The sequence below is a fragment of the Marinobacter sp. G11 genome, from assembly GCF_021282325.1.
Classification (GTDB): Bacteria; Pseudomonadota; Gammaproteobacteria; order Pseudomonadales; family Oleiphilaceae; genus Marinobacter; species Marinobacter vinifirmus.
Map to the genome: position 1 here is coordinate 40,954 of NZ_JAJSPB010000017.1, position 17,062 is coordinate 58,015.

The following is a 17,062-nucleotide window of genomic DNA, read 5'->3' on the forward strand; positions in this document are numbered from 1 at the left end:
ACCTTCCTTGGTAACAGACAAATGGCCCCCGGTTACGAATCGGGGCCGCCGGGCAGGCATCCTGCGCCCGGCTGTTTCATTTACGACTGCAGCTTCTGCTCCAGTTCGGCTACCCGTTTTTCCAGCGCTTCGACTTTTTCGCGGGTTTTCATCAACACCGCCTGCTGGGCATCGAATTCTTCCCGGGTCACCAGCTCAAGGCGGGACAGCACGGTCATAACGGTAGCCCGCGCCTGGGTCTCAAAATCTTCCCGGGCGGCACGGGCCATGTCGGGAACAAACTGGCCAAACTGGCCCTGCAACTGTGCAAAGAAATCCTGTGGCCCTTTCATCGAAAACCTCGCATATAACACTTCGTTCAAATCGGATTGCCGGCCAATTCAGACTATTGGCCATGGGGTAACCGGGTTTGCGGGAGTGTATCACACCGCAGGCCCTGCCATACTGTACCCGGTCGGCATTATAATGGCCGCCGGATGGCCACCGGGCCTGCGCATTTTTGGACCGCAGCCCCGCAGCACGCACCACAACGGTGCAGGCGCTTGCGCCATTCTGGAACCAGGTATTTTTAACATATTGATAACAAATACCTTTTTTGCGTTGGCACACCCGATGCTATAGACCTCGTACGCAATCCGCACAATTGATGTGCGAGGTGGCAGCATTTACCAAGGAGAAAGCAATGAAACTTGTGACAGCGATCATCAAGCCTTTCAAATTGGATGATGTCCGTGAGGCACTATCCGAGATTGGCGTTCAAGGCGTAACCGTTACTGAAGTTAAAGGCTTCGGACGGCAGAAAGGCCACACCGAACTCTATCGTGGCGCGGAATATGTAGTGGATTTCCTGCCCAAGGTGAAGGTTGAAATCGCCATCGGCGACAACCTGCTGGACCAGGTTATCGAAGCCATCACCAAGGCTGCCAATACCGGCAAGATTGGCGACGGCAAGATCTTCGTGACCGAACTGGAACAGGCGATCCGTATCCGGACCGGCGAAACCGGCGAAGAAGCGGTGTAAACCCGGCCTGATCCCCGAATCAGCCAACGCAAAAAACCTATAAACCTGAAGAGCCTTGTGCGGAGGGCTTCCTATGGAAACCAATCTCTTTCACCTGCAGTACGCTATAGATACCTTCTATTTTGTCATGTGCGGCGCATTAGTTATGTGGATGGCGGCTGGCTTTGCCATGCTCGAATCCGGCCTGGTGCGTGCCAAGAACACAACCGAAATCCTGACCAAGAACGTGGCCCTGTTTGCCATTGCCTGCACCATGTACATGGTATGCGGATACGCCATCATGTATGGCGGCAACGTGTTCCTCACCGGCATTGCCGATGTGGATGTAGACGGCGTTCTGGGTGACTTCGCTACCCGTGAAGACGGCTTTACCGGCGGCTCTATCTACTCCGGTGCAGCAGACTTCTTCTTCCAGGTGGTGTTTGTGGCTACCGCCATGTCCATCGTCTCCGGTGCGGTTGCCGAGCGTATGAAGCTCTGGGCCTTCCTGATCTTCGCGGTGGTCATGACCGGTGTGATCTACCCGCTTGAGGGGGCATGGACCTGGGGTGGTAAAGACGTGTTCGGCCTGTACAACTTGGGCGACCTGGGCTTCAGCGACTTCGCCGGCTCCGGCATCGTACACATGGCTGGTGCTGCAGCTGCCCTGGCCGGTGTTCTCCTGCTGGGTGCCCGTAAAGGCAAGTACGGCCCCAACGGCGAAATCCGCGCCTTCCCGGGTGCGAACATGCCGCTGGCTGCCCTGGGTACCTTCATCCTGTGGCTGGGCTGGTTCGGCTTCAACGGTGGCTCGGTGCTGAAACTGGGCGATATCGCCAGCGCCAACTCCGTAGCCATGGTATTCCTGAACACCAACGCTGCCGCCGCCGGTGGTGCCATTGCCGCCCTGCTGACAGCACGCCTGATGTTCGGCAAGGCTGACCTGACCATGCTGCTGAACGGCGCCATCGCCGGCCTGGTGGTGATAACTGCCGAGCCGTCCACTCCCAGCGCACTGACCTCCACTATCTGGGGTGCACTGGGCGGTATCCTGGTGGTACTGAGTATCGTGACCCTGGACAAGCTGCGCATCGACGACCCGGTCGGCGCCATCTCTGCCCACGGTGTGTGCGGTCTGCTTGGCCTGCTGCTGGTACCGGTGACCAACGGCGACGTAACCTTCAGCGGCCAGCTGATCGGCGCCCTGACCATCTTTGTCTGGGTATTCGTAGCCAGCCTGGCTGTCTGGGGCATCCTGAAGGCGGTCATGGGCATCCGGGTAACCGAGGAAGAAGAGTACGAAGGAGTAGACCTCGCAGAATGTGGCATGGAAGCCTATCCGGAGTTTGTCAGCGGCAAGCAGTAATCCCGCTGCAAACCCAAACGCAAGAGGGGCGCCGGTTGGCGCCCCTCTTGTTTTACTGGATGATTGACGGAACTAACCCACCCCCTGAAACAGGGCATCTTCGGCATGGCGAAGATACAGCAGCAATTCCATTTCCGCTTCGCGGACATCGTCGAAAGGCCCTTCTACGGTGCCTTCACGGGTCTGGAAATACCATTGCCCGTTAACCAACGAAAACCGCTCGCTCCGGAACCAGTGACGTTCCTGTTCACCGCTACGGACATCCATAACAACTCCTTCTGACTGCTAAACGGAAGACTGGCCATTAGATGACCATTGCAACCAGTTTAGACCAACCCCGGAGCCTGTCCAATTTTTAATCAACCCTCTTCCGGGTGCACCTCGTCTTCCAGGGCATCCACCATAAACTGCGGCATGGCCAGGGCACCGTGGTGAATACCAGCGTTGTAGTAACGGGTTACGAACGGGCGGTTGTTGGCGTCTTCCTCGCGGAAATACTTCAGCGGGTTATCCTTGCTGCCCATGGTGCAGCTCCACCAGCCGGTGGGATAAACCGGCTGCGGGAACGGCAAAGTCTGCACGTGGCCGAAGCCGGCCTTGCGCATATCGGTGTGGATATCCTTGATGATGCTGTCGGTGTGTAACAACGGCGATTCGCTTTGCTGAACGATGATGCCGCCATCGCGCAACGCGGCCATGGCATCGCGATAGAAATCCAGGGCAAACAGGCCTTCGGCCGGGCCGACCGGGTCGGTACTGTCGATAATCAACACATCGATGCTGTTGGGCTCGATGTCCCGCATCCACTGGATACCGTCACCAAAGAAGAAATTGGCGCGGGGGTCACCATTAGCTTCACACAGCTCCGGGAAGTATTTTTCCGACATGCGCGTTACCCGCTCGTCGATTTCCACCTGCCAGGCTTCTTCCACACCCGGGTGCTTGAGCACTTCTTTCAGGGTGCCACAGTCGCCACCTCCCACAATCACCACTTTTTTCGGGTCTTTGTGAGTGAACAGGGCCGGGTGGGTCATCATCTCGTGGTACAGAAAGTTGTCCCGGGTGGTGAGCATCACGCAGCCGTCGAGCACCATCAGGTTGCCGAAGGTTTCGGTTTCGTAGATTTCCAGCTTCTGGAACGGGGTCTGTTCCTCGTGAAGCTTACCTTTAACCTGCAGGGAAAAGGCGGTGCCCTGGTCCTGGAATACCTCGGTAAACCAGCCTTCGTTCAATGCTGTCATGTCTGTCTCCCACTGTGTGCCACTGCATTGCGCCCGGGCATCTGAAAAGAGGCGTATTGTAGGGGCAGCGGTCAGCTCCTACAATGCAGCCTGACGCCGCTTTGCCGGCCACCCCGGGTTTCCTGACAGGATAGCAACAATGGCTGAAACCACCGCATCGCCGGCCCACAAGGTTTACAACATCGCCCACTGGAGCGACGGCTATATCTCCGTCAATCCGCAAGGCCAGGTGGAAATCCGGCCAGACCGCGGCCGGAGCGAGGCCAGCATTAACCTGCCAGACCTCACCGCCTCGCTGGCCGACGCCGGCATTGCCCTGCCGGTGCTGATCCGCTTTACCGATATCCTGCACGACCGGGTCAACAAACTGTGTGGCGCCTTCAACAAAGTGACCGAAGAGCACGGTTATCAGGGCCGTTACACCGCGGTGTATCCCATCAAGGTGAACCAGCAGCGCCGGGTGGTGGAAGAACTGCTGGCGGCCGAACCGGCCGCCTCGGCCAACCAGGTGGGGCTGGAAGCCGGCAGCAAGCCGGAGCTGATGGCAGTGCTGGCGTTATCGCGCCAGAGTGGTTCGGTGATTATCTGCAACGGCTACAAAGACCGGGAATACATCCGCCTGGCGCTGATCGGCCAGAAGCTGGGGCACCGGGTATTCATTGTGGTGGAGAAGCAGTCCGAACTGCCGTTGATCCTGGACGAAGCAAAAAAACTCGATGTGGCCCCGCTGATTGGTGTGCGGGCCCGGCTGGCGACTATTGGCAAAGGTAACTGGCAGAACACCGGCGGCGAAAAATCCAAGTTTGGCCTGTCCGCCAGCCAGGTGCTGGATGTAGTCCACACCCTGAAACAGGCCGGCGCCCTGGACACCCTGCAGCTGCTGCACTTCCACCTGGGTTCCCAGATTGCCAACATCCGCGACATCCAGACCGGCCTGAAGGAATGCGCCCGGTTTTACAGTGAATTGCGCCACCTGGGCGCGCCCATCGGCACCGTGGATATCGGCGGCGGCCTGGGGGTGGACTACGAAGGCACCCGTTCCCGCAGCAGCTGCTCCATGAACTACACCGTGTTCGAATACGCCTACAACGTGGTGCACGTACTGCAGGCAGAATGCGACCGCCAGGGTTTGCCGCATCCGGATCTGATCAGCGAGTCCGGCCGGGCCCTGACCGCCCACCATTCGGTGCTGGTGACCAACGTGATCGACCGGGAAGAACCGGACCACCGTGAACCCGCAGCACCCGCCGAGGAAGCACCGGCGCCCCTGCAGGATCTGTGGCGGGACCTGGAAAGCCTGAACGACGACAATTCGCCGCGCTCCCTGGCCGAGATCTACCACGACGTGTTACACGCCATGACCGACGTCCATGCCCAGTTCGCCCATGGCCTGTTGTCACTGCAGGAACGGGCCGAGGCAGAAACCCTGTACACCAGTTGCTGCCGCCTACTGCGCGGCCAGCTGGACAGTGCCAACCGTGCGCACCGGGAAATCATCGACGAACTGAACGAAAAACTGGCCGAGAAGCTGTTCGTAAACTTCTCCCTGTTCCAGTCCCTGCCAGACGTGTGGGGCATCGACCAGATCTTCCCGGTGATGCCGATCAACGGCCTGAACCGGCCCCTGAACCGGCGGGCGGTTATCCAGGACATTACCTGTGACTCCGATGGCCGCATCGACCAGTACGTGGATGGACAGGGCATCGAAACCACCCTGCCCCTGCCGGAACATAATCCGGATGAGCCACTGCTGATGGGCTTTTTCATGACCGGTGCCTACCAGGAAATTCTGGGCGACATGCACAACCTGTTCGGCGACACCCATTCGGTGGATGTGCGGCTGGACGAACAAGGGAACTACCGGATCGGCAAACCCATCACCGGTGATACCGTGGCCAAGGTGCTGCGCTATGTAAACTTCGAGCCGGACACACTGTTGCAGGCCTACCGGGAAAAATTCCGGGCCAGCACTCTCGAACCCGGCCTTCAGCAACAGCTGCTGGATGAGCTGACCGCAGGTCTGGAAGGCTACACCTACCTGGAAGAATAACTTTCAGCATTAATTTCGCCCGGAGCAATCCGAACCTTTCGGGCTGGCGTAAAAACACTCACTGACAACACTGTGGTGAGTGCATAGAATGATTAGATTAGCCAGCTCAAATCATGCGACCGTCAAGGAGCGTCCGGTGACGACACTGGATAAGCAACCCGCCAAAGGCGAGGGCCGCAGCAAGGACCCGTGGGGAGCCCTGCTGGAAAAAGTCGGCAAGAGCCAGGATCGGGCCGCGTATCACGCCCTGTTCGAGCACTTTGCACCACAGATCAAGTACTACGCCATCTCCAACGGCCTGGCCAGCCACGCCGAGGAGCTGGTTCAGGAAGTCTTTATTTCGATCTGGCGCCGCTCGTGCCTGTACGACTGGAAGAAGGCAGCCGCGTCTACCTGGATTTTCACCATCGCCCGTAACCAGCGCATCGACATGCTGCGCAAAATGCAGCGGACCAGCGCCGAAATGGCCGTGGAAACCGAAGATTTGTGGCAGATTCCCGGCGAAAACGAAAATGAACCGGTAACCTCCCTTCATCGTCTGATGTCTGAGCGGCGCATTCGCGAATCCCTCAGCCAGTTACCGGAAGAGCAGATTACCGTGATTGCCAAGGTATACATGGAGCACAAATCGCACCAGATGGTGGCAGACGAGCTCGATATCCCGCTGGGTACCGTTAAAAGCCGGGTACGCCTGGCATTGAACAAGCTTAAAGTGATTTTGCAGGACCAGAACGTATGACACGGCACCACCCCGACAGCCTGAGCCTGATGGAGTACAGTGCGGGCAACCTCACGGAGCCCCATGCCCTGTGCATCCGTTTGCACCTGGACCAGTGTGCTCACTGCAGAAGCCGGGTAGACACCCTGAACAGCCTGGGCGCCGTGATGATGGCTGAACAGCCCAAAGTCAGTGTGTCTGATACCAGTTTCGAGCAGCTGATGTCCCGTATCGACAGCGCGCCGGAGCCGGTTTCCCCAATCGCAGAAGCACCGCGCATGAGCCCGTTGCAGAAACTGCTGGGCGACGACATCAACCAATTGCCGTGGAAGCGGCAGCTGGGTGATGTCAGCGTGCTGGACATCACCGAGAAGTTCCCCGGCCAGGGCGAACGTGTGGTGCTGCAAAAACTGGTAGCAGGTGGCAAGGCCCCGGCCCACACCCACCGTGGTACCGAAACCACCATCGTGCTGCAGGGTGCTTTCTCGGACCAGAAGGGCGTGTTCAATCAGTGGGACTTCATCGTGCTGAACGAGGAAGACGAACACAAACCGGTAGCCGTCGGCTGCGAAGACTGCATTACCCTGTCGGTTCTGAGCGCACCGCTGAAGCTTACCGGCACCTTTACCCGCCTTTTGAACCCGTTTATTCGATGACCTTTACCGCCGCAGCCCGTCTGCGGCGGCTTTTTCCCCGCTTTTACCAAGGCAAGTCGCTGCCATCCCAGCTGATAAAGCGGCCGTTATCCTGCTCCTGCAAGGCTTCAATAACCCGGAACAGGTTGTCTGCCGTGCCCTCAGGCTCGTGCACCGTCAGGCTCGCCAGAGACTGGCTGAACGGCTCACTCAGCCCCGACCGGGTGGTTCCCGGATGCAGCGCCACGCAGGCTACAGGCCGATAACGCCGGGGCAGCTCCACCGACAGGTTTTTCACCAGCATATTCAGCGCCGCTTTCGAGCAGCGATAGGCATACCAGCCGCCCAGGTGATTATCGCTGATGGATCCCACCTTGGCTGAAATGGCGGCCACACGGGTTAGCTGCGGCCCCCGGAACCAGGGCGACAACGCCTGCACCAGAAGCCCGAACCCGACACAGTTCACCTGGAAGGCCCTGGCCAGATTGTCTGCGTCCAGGTCCTCAAGGCGCTTTTCCGGAAACATCCGGTCATCGTGCAACAACCCGGCGGCGTAGATCAGCCGGCGAATGCCGCCGGAATCCACCAGCGTTTGTGCCAGTTCATCATCCACCTCCAGCGGCACTGCAGACTCCGCATCCCAGGGCCGAAGGTGCAGTCCTGGCGGCTTCCCCATCGCTTCCGCTGCCTTGGTCTGGTTCCGGCACAGACCGATCACCGGTTGCTCCGGAAACTCATCCAGATACTTCAAGGCCAGTGCCTGGCCAATTGCACCTGATATACCGGCAATGATGGTTGCCATTCCACTCTCCCCTGTTGTCATCAGAATTGTGATGAAGGTTGTGATCAATCCGATTCATTCCAACCATACGAAAAAACCATCCAATCGGGCTCGCCTGCAGCAAACCAAAACATTCAAACAGCCGTATGAATGACCACATCGACTTTGTACCCACCGTGCAAGGCGAATACCGGTAGCCCGAGCTACCCACCGATAACAGGAGAGAGTCCATGCAATATCAGGCACCTGCCAATGATCTTCGCTTTTTGCTGTTTGATGTGCTTGGTGCAGACAAGCTGCACGAGCTGGAAAAATACGCCGATGCCACGCCCGACCTGATCTCGGCGGTGATCGACGAAGCCGGCAAACTGGCCGCGGAAGTGATCCAGCCCACCAACCAGGTTGGCGATCGCCAGGGTTGCAGCTACGACCCGGAGACCAAGCTGGTCAAAACCCCGGACGGCTTCAAGGCCGCTTACGATAAATTCGTGGAAGGTGGCTGGACCGCACTGGACGCACCCATCGAGTTCGGTGGTCAGGGCCTGCCCCATACCCTGAAATTCGTGGTAGACGAAATGGTGTGCTCCACCAACCTGTCGCTGGGTATGTATCCGGGCCTGACCCACGGCGCCATCAGCGCCCTTTATGCGCACGGCTCCGACGAGCTGAAGCAGACCTACCTGGAGAAACTGATCTCCGGCGAGTGGACCGGCACCATGTGCCTGACCGAGCCCCAGTGCGGCACCGATCTGGGCCTGATCCGCACCAGGGCAACCCCGAACGACGACGGCAGCTACGCCATCGAAGGTACCAAGATCTGGATTACCGGCGGCGAACACGACCTGGTCGACAACATTGTGCACCTGGTACTGGCCAAGCTGCCGGGCGCACCGGATACCACCAAGGGCATTTCCCTGTTTGTGGTGCCCAAGTTCCTGCCGGATTCCGGCGAGCGCAACCCGGCCTTCTGTGGTGGCCTTGAGCACAAGATGGGCATCAAGGGTTCCGCCACCTGCGTGATGAACTTCGAAGGCGCCAAGGGCTGGCTGGTGGGCGAGCCCAACAAGGGCATGCGCGCCATGTTCACCATGATGAATGAGGCCCGCCTGATGGTAGGCATGCAGGGGCTGGGGCTGGCTGAAATGGCCTACCAGGAAAGCCTGGCCTTCGCCAAAGAGCGCCTGCAAAGCCGCTCCCTGAGTGGCCCGAAGAATCCCGACGGCCCGGCAGACCCGATCATCGTACATCCGGATGTACGCCGCATGCTGATGCGCCAGAAGGTACTGAACGAAGGCATGCGTGCGCTGGCCCTGTTTACCGGCCACCAGCTGGACCTGTCAGTGGCGCACCCGGACGAACACGTGCGGGAAAACGCCGACGACCTGGTTCAGTTACTGACACCGGTGGTCAAAGCCTTCCTGACCGACGAAGGCTACAACAACGCCAACTGGGGCCAGCAGGTGCTGGGCGGCTCCGGCTTTACCCAGGACTGGCCGCTGGAACAACTGGTGCGTGATGGCCGGATCGCCCGCATTTATGAAGGCACCAACGGCATCCAGGCCATGGACCTGGTGGGCCGCAAGCTGGCCCTGAAAGGCGGCCAGCTGGTACGCGCCCTGTTTGCCGAGCTGACCGGCTACCTGAAGGACAACCCGGAAGCGCCCTACCGGGAAGAACTGAAAGGCGCCATCAAGGGCCTGGAACAAGCCACCCTGTGGCTGGCCCAGAACGCTCCGAAAGACCCGGAGCAGGCCGGAGCCGCAGCCACCCCGTACCTGCGGTTGATGGCCCTGACCGTGATCGGTTACCTCTGGTCACGGATGGCGGGCGTTGCCGGCCAGCAACTCGAAGCCGGCGAAGGCAACAAGCCATTGCTGGAAAGCAAGCAGGCCTCGGCCCGCTTCTACTTCGAAAAGCTGATGCCGGAAACCGACTGGCTGCTGAAAGACATCCAGAGCGGAAAGGACAGCCTGATGTCGCTTTCCGATGAGCACTGGGTGGCCTGACGGGCCATAAATGCCGGCCAGACCAAAAATCTGGCCGGAAATGACCGGTAAATGTCCATTCATGACCTTTATCAAGACATGTTTCCGGTCAATAATGAATACGTTGATTAGTGTCTCTGAACTAGTCCAACCCGCCTCCTTGTGAGGTTGGTACCTTCTTGAAGCCGCGCACTGCGCGGCTTTTTTTGTGGGCAGATAATCAAACAGAGGTGCAGGCCCGGGACAACAGTGACACCAACTCGCCCTGACGACGGGTGCCGGTTTTCCGGAATATATTGTTTAGGTGATACTTCACGGTTTCCCGTGACCGCCCCGAGGTTTGCGCAATATCCGACAAGCTCTGGCCACCAACCAGCTCAGCCGCAACCACCGCTTCCGCATCCGTCAGATCAAACAGACTCTTCAGCAGGTCGTCGCTGATTTCGTTGCTCCAGCTCCAATCGTGCAATGTAACGAGCGCCCCCTGCGCCAGGCTCCCTGCCTCAGCCGTTCCCTGCAGGGGAGTCACCACCAGCGTGATGCGCTGTTGCCCGTGTTCAAGGCTGAAAACCTGGTCATCAAGCTCCCGCCTGGCAATTGACGCTTCAACAGCAGCTGATAAGAGAACGGCAAACTGCCGCGCACTCTCGTTCCCATGGGCCACCAGCATGCCATCACTGTTTACCCTTAAACCGGCGTTGCGTTTCAGGATGTCATCCGCTTTGCCATTCCTGAAGGCCACCCGGAAGGATGCATCACAAACGATGATGCCTCGATTGACACGCTCGAGTACCAACCGCTCAACCGCCGGACCACACCGCCGCTGCATCAGCCGGGTATACAGGCCCACAGCTCGATGCAGGTGGGGTAAGAATCCATCAAAGACATTGAGTTCTTCATAACTGAATTCAGGTTGATCAGGAGAACGCTGCATTCCGAAAAAGTTGAGGTAATGCCCGTCCATATAGGCAATCGCTCCGGCAGCTTCACAAGCCCCGTAGCTTTCCAGCCACTCTCCTGCCCGGGTATCGCGCCGCAAGCGCTTAACATCCGGGCCAAGATCGAGGTTACTGGCGACAAACCTGCAGTTACCTTCGCGATTGACCGATATCGCTTTTTCAACCAGTACGTCCCTATGGGAGACATGCTCGGAATAGAAACGCAGAGCCTCTTCGGGAATATTCACGGTCCAGGTACCGAGAAGAGAGTTTGCCGCAGTGTCGTAGATCGCAAATGATGCACTGTGGCCGTTAAACACCTGAACAAACCTGCTCAGAAACGGAAAGAACCCCTGCTCCGAGGTGACCGAATCGTAGATCAGGCCAATCAGTTCATGGAAGTCGTGGTTAAAAAAGGTTTCCCGGTCGGAGAAATGCACAGCAGACCACTCTTATATCGTTGTTTACTACGCAACTTAGTTTAGGTTTCAGAAATATTCCAACTGCTCATAGTTACACATTTCATACAAATCACTGCCCCGGACTCCCCAAACGGGTGGGGCGCCCCTCAACTCCCCTTGCTATATCTCAAAGAACCCTTCCTCAGGGAGCCTTCGGGCAGAGCCTGGTTCACAGGGCGAGCCAGGGTACTTTGTTGAATCAAGGAGTTGTTATGAACGGTTTTAAAAAACTGGCGTTGGCCGCAGCAGTCTCTTCAGTCGTTGGTCTTGCGGGATGTGGAGGAAGTAGTGGTGGTGGGAGTACACCCACTACAGCAGACTCTACTGCGGAAACCGGAGTGTTCGTCGATAGCCCGGTGGGCAATATTGGATATCGCACGGCAACAAAGGAAGGTGTCACCAATGCTAGCGGCGAGTATGAATACGAAGCGGGAGAAGAGGTTACCTTCTTCATCGGTGACCTGGAATTCCCGCCGGTTCCTGCTGCGGGTGTTGTTACACCGCTCGATATAGCAGGCACTACGGATACTTCAAACGATACCGTGGTAAACATCGCCAGGTTGCTTCAAACCCTTGATACGGATGGCGACCCAAGCAATGGCATTGCAATCAGTGACACCGCCAAAAACAATGCGACACAAGTTGATTTCGGCATTCCGGCAGCCGATTTCGAGAACTCTTCTGCTGTCGTCACGCTAATTCAGAATGGCGGCCAGGATACGACCGCTACTGCACTGATCAGTGCGGAAGAGGCCAAGGCCCACCTTGAGGGCACCCTTGAAGACGAGAGTGTCTCTTTTACGAATGAAACCTCGATAACCGGGGGGTGGACTTTAGACACCAGCAACGGAGGAGGAAACGTCATATTCCTTGCTTTCGATGCCAGCAATAACACCTACGTACAGGTTGAAGAAAAGGAACTGCAAGACGAAACCGAGGAAGGTATGGAATTTGGCACTTTCAACCTGGATGAAAGTGGGGTTCTTACTGCAACTGACAATTTCTTTAATGAAAACGGCAGCATCGGACTGTTCCCCACAGACGCCAATGAACGCGTTGAGCTATCCGTTGATGGCGATGCCGTTTTGAGTGTCTACGAGAACGGAGCGACAGTACCCGAAACAATCCCGGTCGAAAGGATCCAATCGGACGGGCTTGTAGGAACCTGGATCCATGAGGAGACAAATCCCGCGGAGCAAGAAGTCCTCTTGCTGGCCTTCCTGGATAACGGCACCTACATTCAAGCGGAATACTTGAAAGATGGTCCCGCAGAAGGCAACGGCGCTGAGGTAGGAAGTTACAGCTACGATACAAATACCAAGGTGATCAGCCCCAGCAACATTATTGTCGACACCAATACCGATGCGGGCCTGTCAGACTTTGTGGGCTCTGCAGATCTCAAAGGTTCGGTCAGTGGAAATACCTTGACGCTTACTGTCACCGAGGGAGGTACAACCGAAAATCTTACCTTCAAGCGACTTTAACCCCGAGTTAGAGCTCTGCTGAATACGGACGAACTCCAACCGGAGTTCGTCCTCCTTTCCTGTAGTTCCCACCGAAAGCTGCGTTACAATTCATCCTTTACTCCCCCAGCGCAAGCCATCAGATCAGCACGAGCAACCAATGAGCGCAATGAATCAGCCGACCGACGACTACGCTTTCCGCTTCGGCGGCATAGAGCGCCTCTATGGCCGCAAGGCCCTGAACGCTTTCCGCAATGCCCACATCGCCATTGTCGGCCTCGGCGGCGTTGGTTCCTGGGCGGCAGAATCCCTGGTTCGCAGTGGCATTGGTACCATCACGCTGATTGATATGGACGACATCTGTGTCTCCAACACCAACCGCCAGCTGCACGCATTGCAGGGCCAGTATGGCCGCACCAAGACCGATGCCATGGCTGAGCGGCTGCGGGCCATCAATCCCCAGGCGGATATCCGGGTGCACTTCGGGTTCCTGACCACTAAAAACGTGGCCGAACTGATTACCGAAGACATGACCGGGGTGGTGGATGCTATCGACAGCGTGAAAGCCAAGGCGGCGCTGATTGCCCACTGCCAGAGGCGCAAGATTCCGATTGTCTGTGCCGGCGGTGCCGGGGGCCAGATGGACCCGACCCAGATCCAGGTGGCGGACCTGAGCAAGACCACCCAGGATCCATTGCTGGCCAAGGTTCGTAATATGCTGCGTCGGGAATACGGCTTTTCGCGAAATCCCAAGCGGCGTTTTGGCATTGAGGCCGTATACTCTCTGGAGCAGCTCACTTATCCGGCGGCCGATGGCGAAGTGTGCCTGCAGAAGCCGGCGACAGACGGCCCGGTAAGGCTGGATTGTGCCTCGGGTTTTGGCGCCGCCAGCCCGGTAACCGCCAGCTTCGGATTCTTTGCCGCGTCCCGGCTGCTGAACAGAATTGCACGCAAAGCCAATCTTTAATTAACCAACCGGAACCCGCTTATGGCCATTAGCACCACCCTGATCCTCGCAGGTATCGGCGTTACCTCCCTGATTTGCCAATGGGCTGCCTGGCGGGTTCGTATGCCGGCCATCCTGTTTCTGCTCGCTGGCGGCATCATCGCCGGCCCGGTGACGGGCTTTCTGCATCCGGAAGATATCTTTGGCGATATCCTGTTTCCGATGATTTCGCTGGCGGTGGCCATCATTCTGTTCGAAGGCAGCCTGACGCTCCGGTACGAGGAAATCAAAGGCCACGGCAAGATGGTGCGCAACCTGATCCCGGTCGGCACCATTGTTACCTGCATTATCGGCACCCTGGCCGCCCGCTGGATCCTGGAGGTGTCCTGGGAAGTGTCCCTGCTGTTTGGTGCCATTTCCGTGGTGACCGGGCCAACGGTGATTGCACCGCTGCTACGGGCGGTGCGGCCCACCTCCAAGCTGGCCAATATCCTGACCTGGGAAGGCATTATCATTGACCCGGTCGGCGCCCTGCTGGCCGTACTGGTATTCGAAGGAATTGTGTCCTGGGGCCAGGGCAATGTCTTCAGCCACTCCCTGTATATTTTTGGCAAAACCCTGCTGGTGGGTTTCCTGATCGGTGCGGCTGCCGGTTACCTGAATGGCCTGGTGCTTCGCAAGCACTGGATTCCCCAGTACCTGCACAATGCCGGCACCCTGACCTTCATGCTCGGCGTGTTTGCCATTTCCAACGAGATGGCCCATGAGTCCGGCCTGTTGACCGTGACTGTGATGGGCATCTGGATGGCCAACATGAAACAGGTGCCGATCGAAAGCATCCTGGAGTTCAAGGAATCCCTCAGCGTACTGCTGATCTCGGCCCTGTTTATCATCCTGGCCGCCCGGGTAGAATTTACCGCCATTGCCGACCTGGGCTGGGGCCTGGTAGCAGTGCTGGCCTGCCTGATGCTGGTGGCCCGGCCTGCCAGTATCTTTCTGTCGGCCATCGGTACGTCCCTCACCTGGCGAGACAAACTTTACCTGAGCTGGATTGCACCCCGGGGTATCGTGGCAGCTGCTGTCTCCGCCCTGTTCGCTTTCCAGCTGGAACGGATCGGCTATGAGAGCGCCGGCGTGCTGGTGCCCTTGGTGTTCATGCTGATCATTACCACGGTGGTGATCCAGAGCCTGACGGCACGCCCGGTCGCCAAGCTGCTGGGCGTACAGGAGCCACCCGCCCATGGCTTCCTGATTCTGGGTGCCAACCCGGTAGCCCGCCTGATTGCCCAAGCCCTGAAAAAACACGAAATTCCGGCCATGCTGACCGATACCAACTGGGAAAACGTGCGCCAGGCCCGCATGGAGAACCTGCCGGTGTATTTCGGCAACCCGGCCTCGGAACATGCTGCGAAACATATGGACCTGACCGGCATCGGCAACCTGCTGATCCTGTCGCCGTACAAACAGATGAACAGCCTGGCCACTTATCACTTCCTGGACTGGTTCGGGGAGCACTCGGTATTCGGGTTGACGGAAGGCGACCAGGACCAGCGCGCCCGCCTGCAAACCGCCGGCAAGGTGCAGCAGACCCGGGGCCTGTTTGACGGTGTGAGCTATGCCAAGCTGGCCAGCCTGGTGAGCCAGGGCTATACGGTGAAGACCACCCAGCTGAGCGAGGAGTTCAGTTACGAGCAGTTCCTGAACCAGTACCAGAACGAAGCCCTGGTGCTGTTTGTGATGGACGGGCGGGAACACATCCATCCGGTGAAAGCGATGGATGACCTGGAACCGGAAGACGACTGGGTTCTGATCAGCCTGGTGCCACCACAGCCCCAGAAGGAACGGAAAGAGCGGGCATCCGATACCGACGACCAGAAGCCCGCCAGCAACGGAGAGCAGCAGGCCTGAGGGCCTGCTGCATCCAGCGGGGACAGATCAGCGGCAGTCGAGCACCAGCTTGCCCCGCACGTGGCCTGCTTCCAGCAGGTCGTGGGCGTCGCGGGCCTGCTCGAGCGGGAATACCCGGTCAACATGCACCCGCACATCGCCATCTTCGATCAGCTCGGCAATTTCTTCCAGGTGGAAAACGTCCGGCCGGGTTTTCATGCCGTGGGCCCTCACGCCCATGGCTTCCGCGGCACTGACCACCTCATCGGCAGTCACCGTGGGAATGGTCACCAGCACACCGGATTCCGACAGGGTCTGCAATGACCGCTTGCCGGTTTCACCACCGATCAAATCCAGCACCACGTCCAGTCCATAGCACTCGTCCGCAATGTCGGTGGTGTGGTAATCAATCACTTCATGCACGCCCAACTCGGCCAGGAAATCCCGGTTACTCGCAGACGCCGTGGCAATCACATGGGCACCGCGTTCCAGGGCGAACTGCACGGCAAAGTGGCCAACGCCTCCAGCCCCGGCGTGGATCAAAATCTTCTGCCCGGACTCCAGCCCGGCCACTTCAAACAACGCCTGCCAGGCCGTCAGCGCCGCCAGCGGCACGCCCCCTGCGGTAACCAGGTCCAGCTCTTCCGGCACGATGGCCAGTTCGTCAGCCCGGGCCACGGCATACTGGGCATAGGCCCCGCCAGATTCGGCAAAGCCGATCATGCCCATCACCCGGTCCCCGGGTGCCAGGGTGGTCACGTCATCAGCCACGGCCACGACTTCACCGGCGGCATCGTAGCCCGGGGTCCACGGCATACGGCCTTCGATCTGCGTGGCGACAAAACCCAGGCCTTTGCGGGTTTTCCAGTCGATGGGGTTCAGGCCGGCGCCGTGGACTCGAATCAACACTTCGCCTCCGGCGGGCACAGGTACCGGAGACTCCGTTACCTGCAGAACATCACTGCCCCCAAACCGGTCATAGACCACGTGGCGCATCGGCACAGCGTCAGTTGCTTCAGAGGATTCCATGGGTGTCTCCAGACAACAATGAGTCAAGCGCCTGAACAGGCGCGCAGTTTCAGCTTCAGACTAGCAGAATTTCACCCGGCGGGCTTTATAGGGGCAAACCACGACCACCCGGCACCAGGGCACCGGAGAGGATTTCGGCAAAGGCTTTCGGTGCCCGGGACGGCCGCTGGCTCTTCATATCCACGCAGGCATGGGTTGAAAGCCCCCGCAGCAGGGTCTTGCCATCGGCCACGCGAATCAGCTGGAACTGACGGGCCGAGCGGAACCGGCCGTCCCAGTCCGTCAGCCAGGTACCCAGCACCAGCTCGTCGCCGGCATTGGCAGACAACAGGTAATCCACCTCGGTGTGGGTGATGGCCATGGCCTTGCCGGTTTCTTCGTGCAGGGCCCAGGTCATCCCCAGGCTTTCGATGTGGGCCCAGCTGACGTCTTCCATCCAGCGCACGTATACCACGTTATTGGCGTGGCCGAGGCGGTCGGTGTCTTCTTCCCGCACGGTGATGGGCAGGATGAACGGATCCGGCAGATCCCAGTTGTGTGCTTGTGACTCACTCATGGCTGT

Annotated in this window: 16 protein-coding genes; 9 read left to right on the forward strand and 7 right to left on the reverse strand. The window is 58.5% G+C overall.

What is annotated here, in order from left to right:
- Positions 1-80: 80 nt before the first annotated feature.
- A complete protein-coding gene (locus LWH94_RS11965) occupies positions 81-332 on the reverse strand; it encodes an accessory factor UbiK family protein (protein ID WP_022987582.1) in 252 nt (83 codons plus the stop codon).
- 350 nt (positions 333-682) lie between these two features.
- On the opposite strand from LWH94_RS11965, the gene glnK reads away from it, so the two are divergent.
- Together glnK and LWH94_RS11975 are read left to right on the forward strand one after the other, a co-directional pair.
- A complete protein-coding gene (gene glnK, locus LWH94_RS11970; RefSeq protein WP_011784068.1) occupies positions 683-1,021 on the forward strand; it encodes a P-II family nitrogen regulator in 339 nt (112 codons plus the stop codon).
- A gap of 73 nt (positions 1,022-1,094) precedes the next feature.
- Entirely contained in the window at positions 1,095-2,366 is a 1,272-nt protein-coding gene (locus LWH94_RS11975; RefSeq protein ID WP_232902359.1) for an ammonium transporter, read from the forward strand.
- Between the two features lie 72 nt (positions 2,367-2,438).
- Here the strand turns inward: LWH94_RS11975 and LWH94_RS11980 are convergent, their stop codons facing one another.
- Positions 2,439-2,633 (reverse strand): DUF6316 family protein, encoded by a 195-nt coding sequence (locus LWH94_RS11980; protein ID WP_022987581.1) that lies wholly within the window; start codon positions 2,631-2,633, stop codon positions 2,439-2,441.
- A 92-nt stretch (positions 2,634-2,725) separates the two neighbouring features.
- Complete coding sequence (gene speE / locus LWH94_RS11985; RefSeq protein WP_058339934.1) at positions 2,726-3,607, reverse strand: polyamine aminopropyltransferase; 882 nt, start codon at positions 3,605-3,607, stop codon at positions 2,726-2,728.
- A gap of 139 nt (positions 3,608-3,746) precedes the next feature.
- Here speE and speA point away from each other — a divergent pair, with 139 nt between their 5' ends.
- The 3 genes from speA to LWH94_RS12000 all read left to right on the forward strand — a co-directional run bounded on the left by speA (position 3,747) and on the right by LWH94_RS12000 (position 7,031).
- Positions 3,747-5,657, forward strand: a complete 1,911-nt coding sequence (speA, locus tag LWH94_RS11990) for a biosynthetic arginine decarboxylase (protein ID WP_232902360.1) — start codon at positions 3,747-3,749, stop codon at positions 5,655-5,657.
- Positions 5,658-5,793: 136 nt separating this feature from the next.
- Positions 5,794-6,396, forward strand: a complete 603-nt coding sequence (locus LWH94_RS11995) for a sigma-70 family RNA polymerase sigma factor (RefSeq protein WP_232902361.1) — start codon at positions 5,794-5,796, stop codon at positions 6,394-6,396.
- On the forward strand, positions 6,393-7,031 hold the full coding sequence (locus tag LWH94_RS12000; RefSeq protein ID WP_232902362.1) for a ChrR family anti-sigma-E factor: 639 nt from the start codon (positions 6,393-6,395) through the stop codon (positions 7,029-7,031). The genes LWH94_RS11995 and LWH94_RS12000 overlap by 4 nt, the downstream gene beginning before the upstream one ends.
- Positions 7,032-7,074: 43 nt before the next feature.
- On the opposite strand, the gene LWH94_RS12005 is transcribed toward LWH94_RS12000, so the two are convergent.
- Positions 7,075-7,812 carry an SDR family oxidoreductase gene (locus LWH94_RS12005; protein ID WP_232902363.1) on the reverse strand — a complete coding sequence of 246 codons (738 nt, stop codon included), beginning with the start codon at positions 7,810-7,812 and terminating at the stop codon, positions 7,075-7,077.
- A gap of 209 nt (positions 7,813-8,021) precedes the next feature.
- Between LWH94_RS12005 and LWH94_RS12010 the strand changes: the two genes are divergently transcribed.
- Entirely contained in the window at positions 8,022-9,797 is a 1,776-nt protein-coding gene (locus tag LWH94_RS12010) for an acyl-CoA dehydrogenase C-terminal domain-containing protein (RefSeq protein WP_232902364.1), read from the forward strand.
- A 199-nt stretch (positions 9,798-9,996) separates the two neighbouring features.
- Here the strand turns inward: LWH94_RS12010 and LWH94_RS12015 are convergent, their stop codons facing one another.
- A complete protein-coding gene (locus tag LWH94_RS12015) occupies positions 9,997-11,154 on the reverse strand; it encodes a helix-turn-helix transcriptional regulator (protein WP_232902365.1) in 1,158 nt (385 codons plus the stop codon).
- A gap of 233 nt (positions 11,155-11,387) precedes the next feature.
- Here LWH94_RS12015 and LWH94_RS12020 point away from each other — a divergent pair, with 233 nt between their 5' ends.
- The 3 genes from LWH94_RS12020 to LWH94_RS12030 all read left to right on the forward strand — a co-directional run bounded on the left by LWH94_RS12020 (position 11,388) and on the right by LWH94_RS12030 (position 15,492).
- Positions 11,388-12,659, forward strand: a complete 1,272-nt coding sequence (locus LWH94_RS12020) for a hypothetical protein (protein ID WP_232902366.1) — start codon at positions 11,388-11,390, stop codon at positions 12,657-12,659.
- Positions 12,660-12,798: 139 nt separating this feature from the next.
- Entirely contained in the window at positions 12,799-13,605 is an 807-nt protein-coding gene (gene tcdA / locus LWH94_RS12025) for a tRNA cyclic N6-threonylcarbamoyladenosine(37) synthase TcdA (RefSeq protein WP_232902367.1), read from the forward strand.
- A gap of 21 nt (positions 13,606-13,626) precedes the next feature.
- Complete coding sequence (locus tag LWH94_RS12030) at positions 13,627-15,492, forward strand: cation:proton antiporter (RefSeq protein ID WP_232902368.1); 1,866 nt, start codon at positions 13,627-13,629, stop codon at positions 15,490-15,492.
- 27 nt (positions 15,493-15,519) lie between these two features.
- Here LWH94_RS12030 and LWH94_RS12035 read toward each other — a convergent pair whose 3' ends face one another.
- Positions 15,520-16,500, reverse strand: a complete 981-nt coding sequence (locus LWH94_RS12035) for an NADP-dependent oxidoreductase (protein WP_022987571.1) — start codon at positions 16,498-16,500, stop codon at positions 15,520-15,522.
- Between the two features lie 85 nt (positions 16,501-16,585).
- The gene (locus tag LWH94_RS12040) at positions 16,586-17,056 is read right to left on the reverse strand and encodes an acyl-CoA thioesterase (protein ID WP_199456878.1); all 471 of its coding nucleotides are present in this window, start codon (positions 17,054-17,056) and stop codon (positions 16,586-16,588) included.
- Between the last annotated feature and the right edge of the window lie 6 nt (positions 17,057-17,062).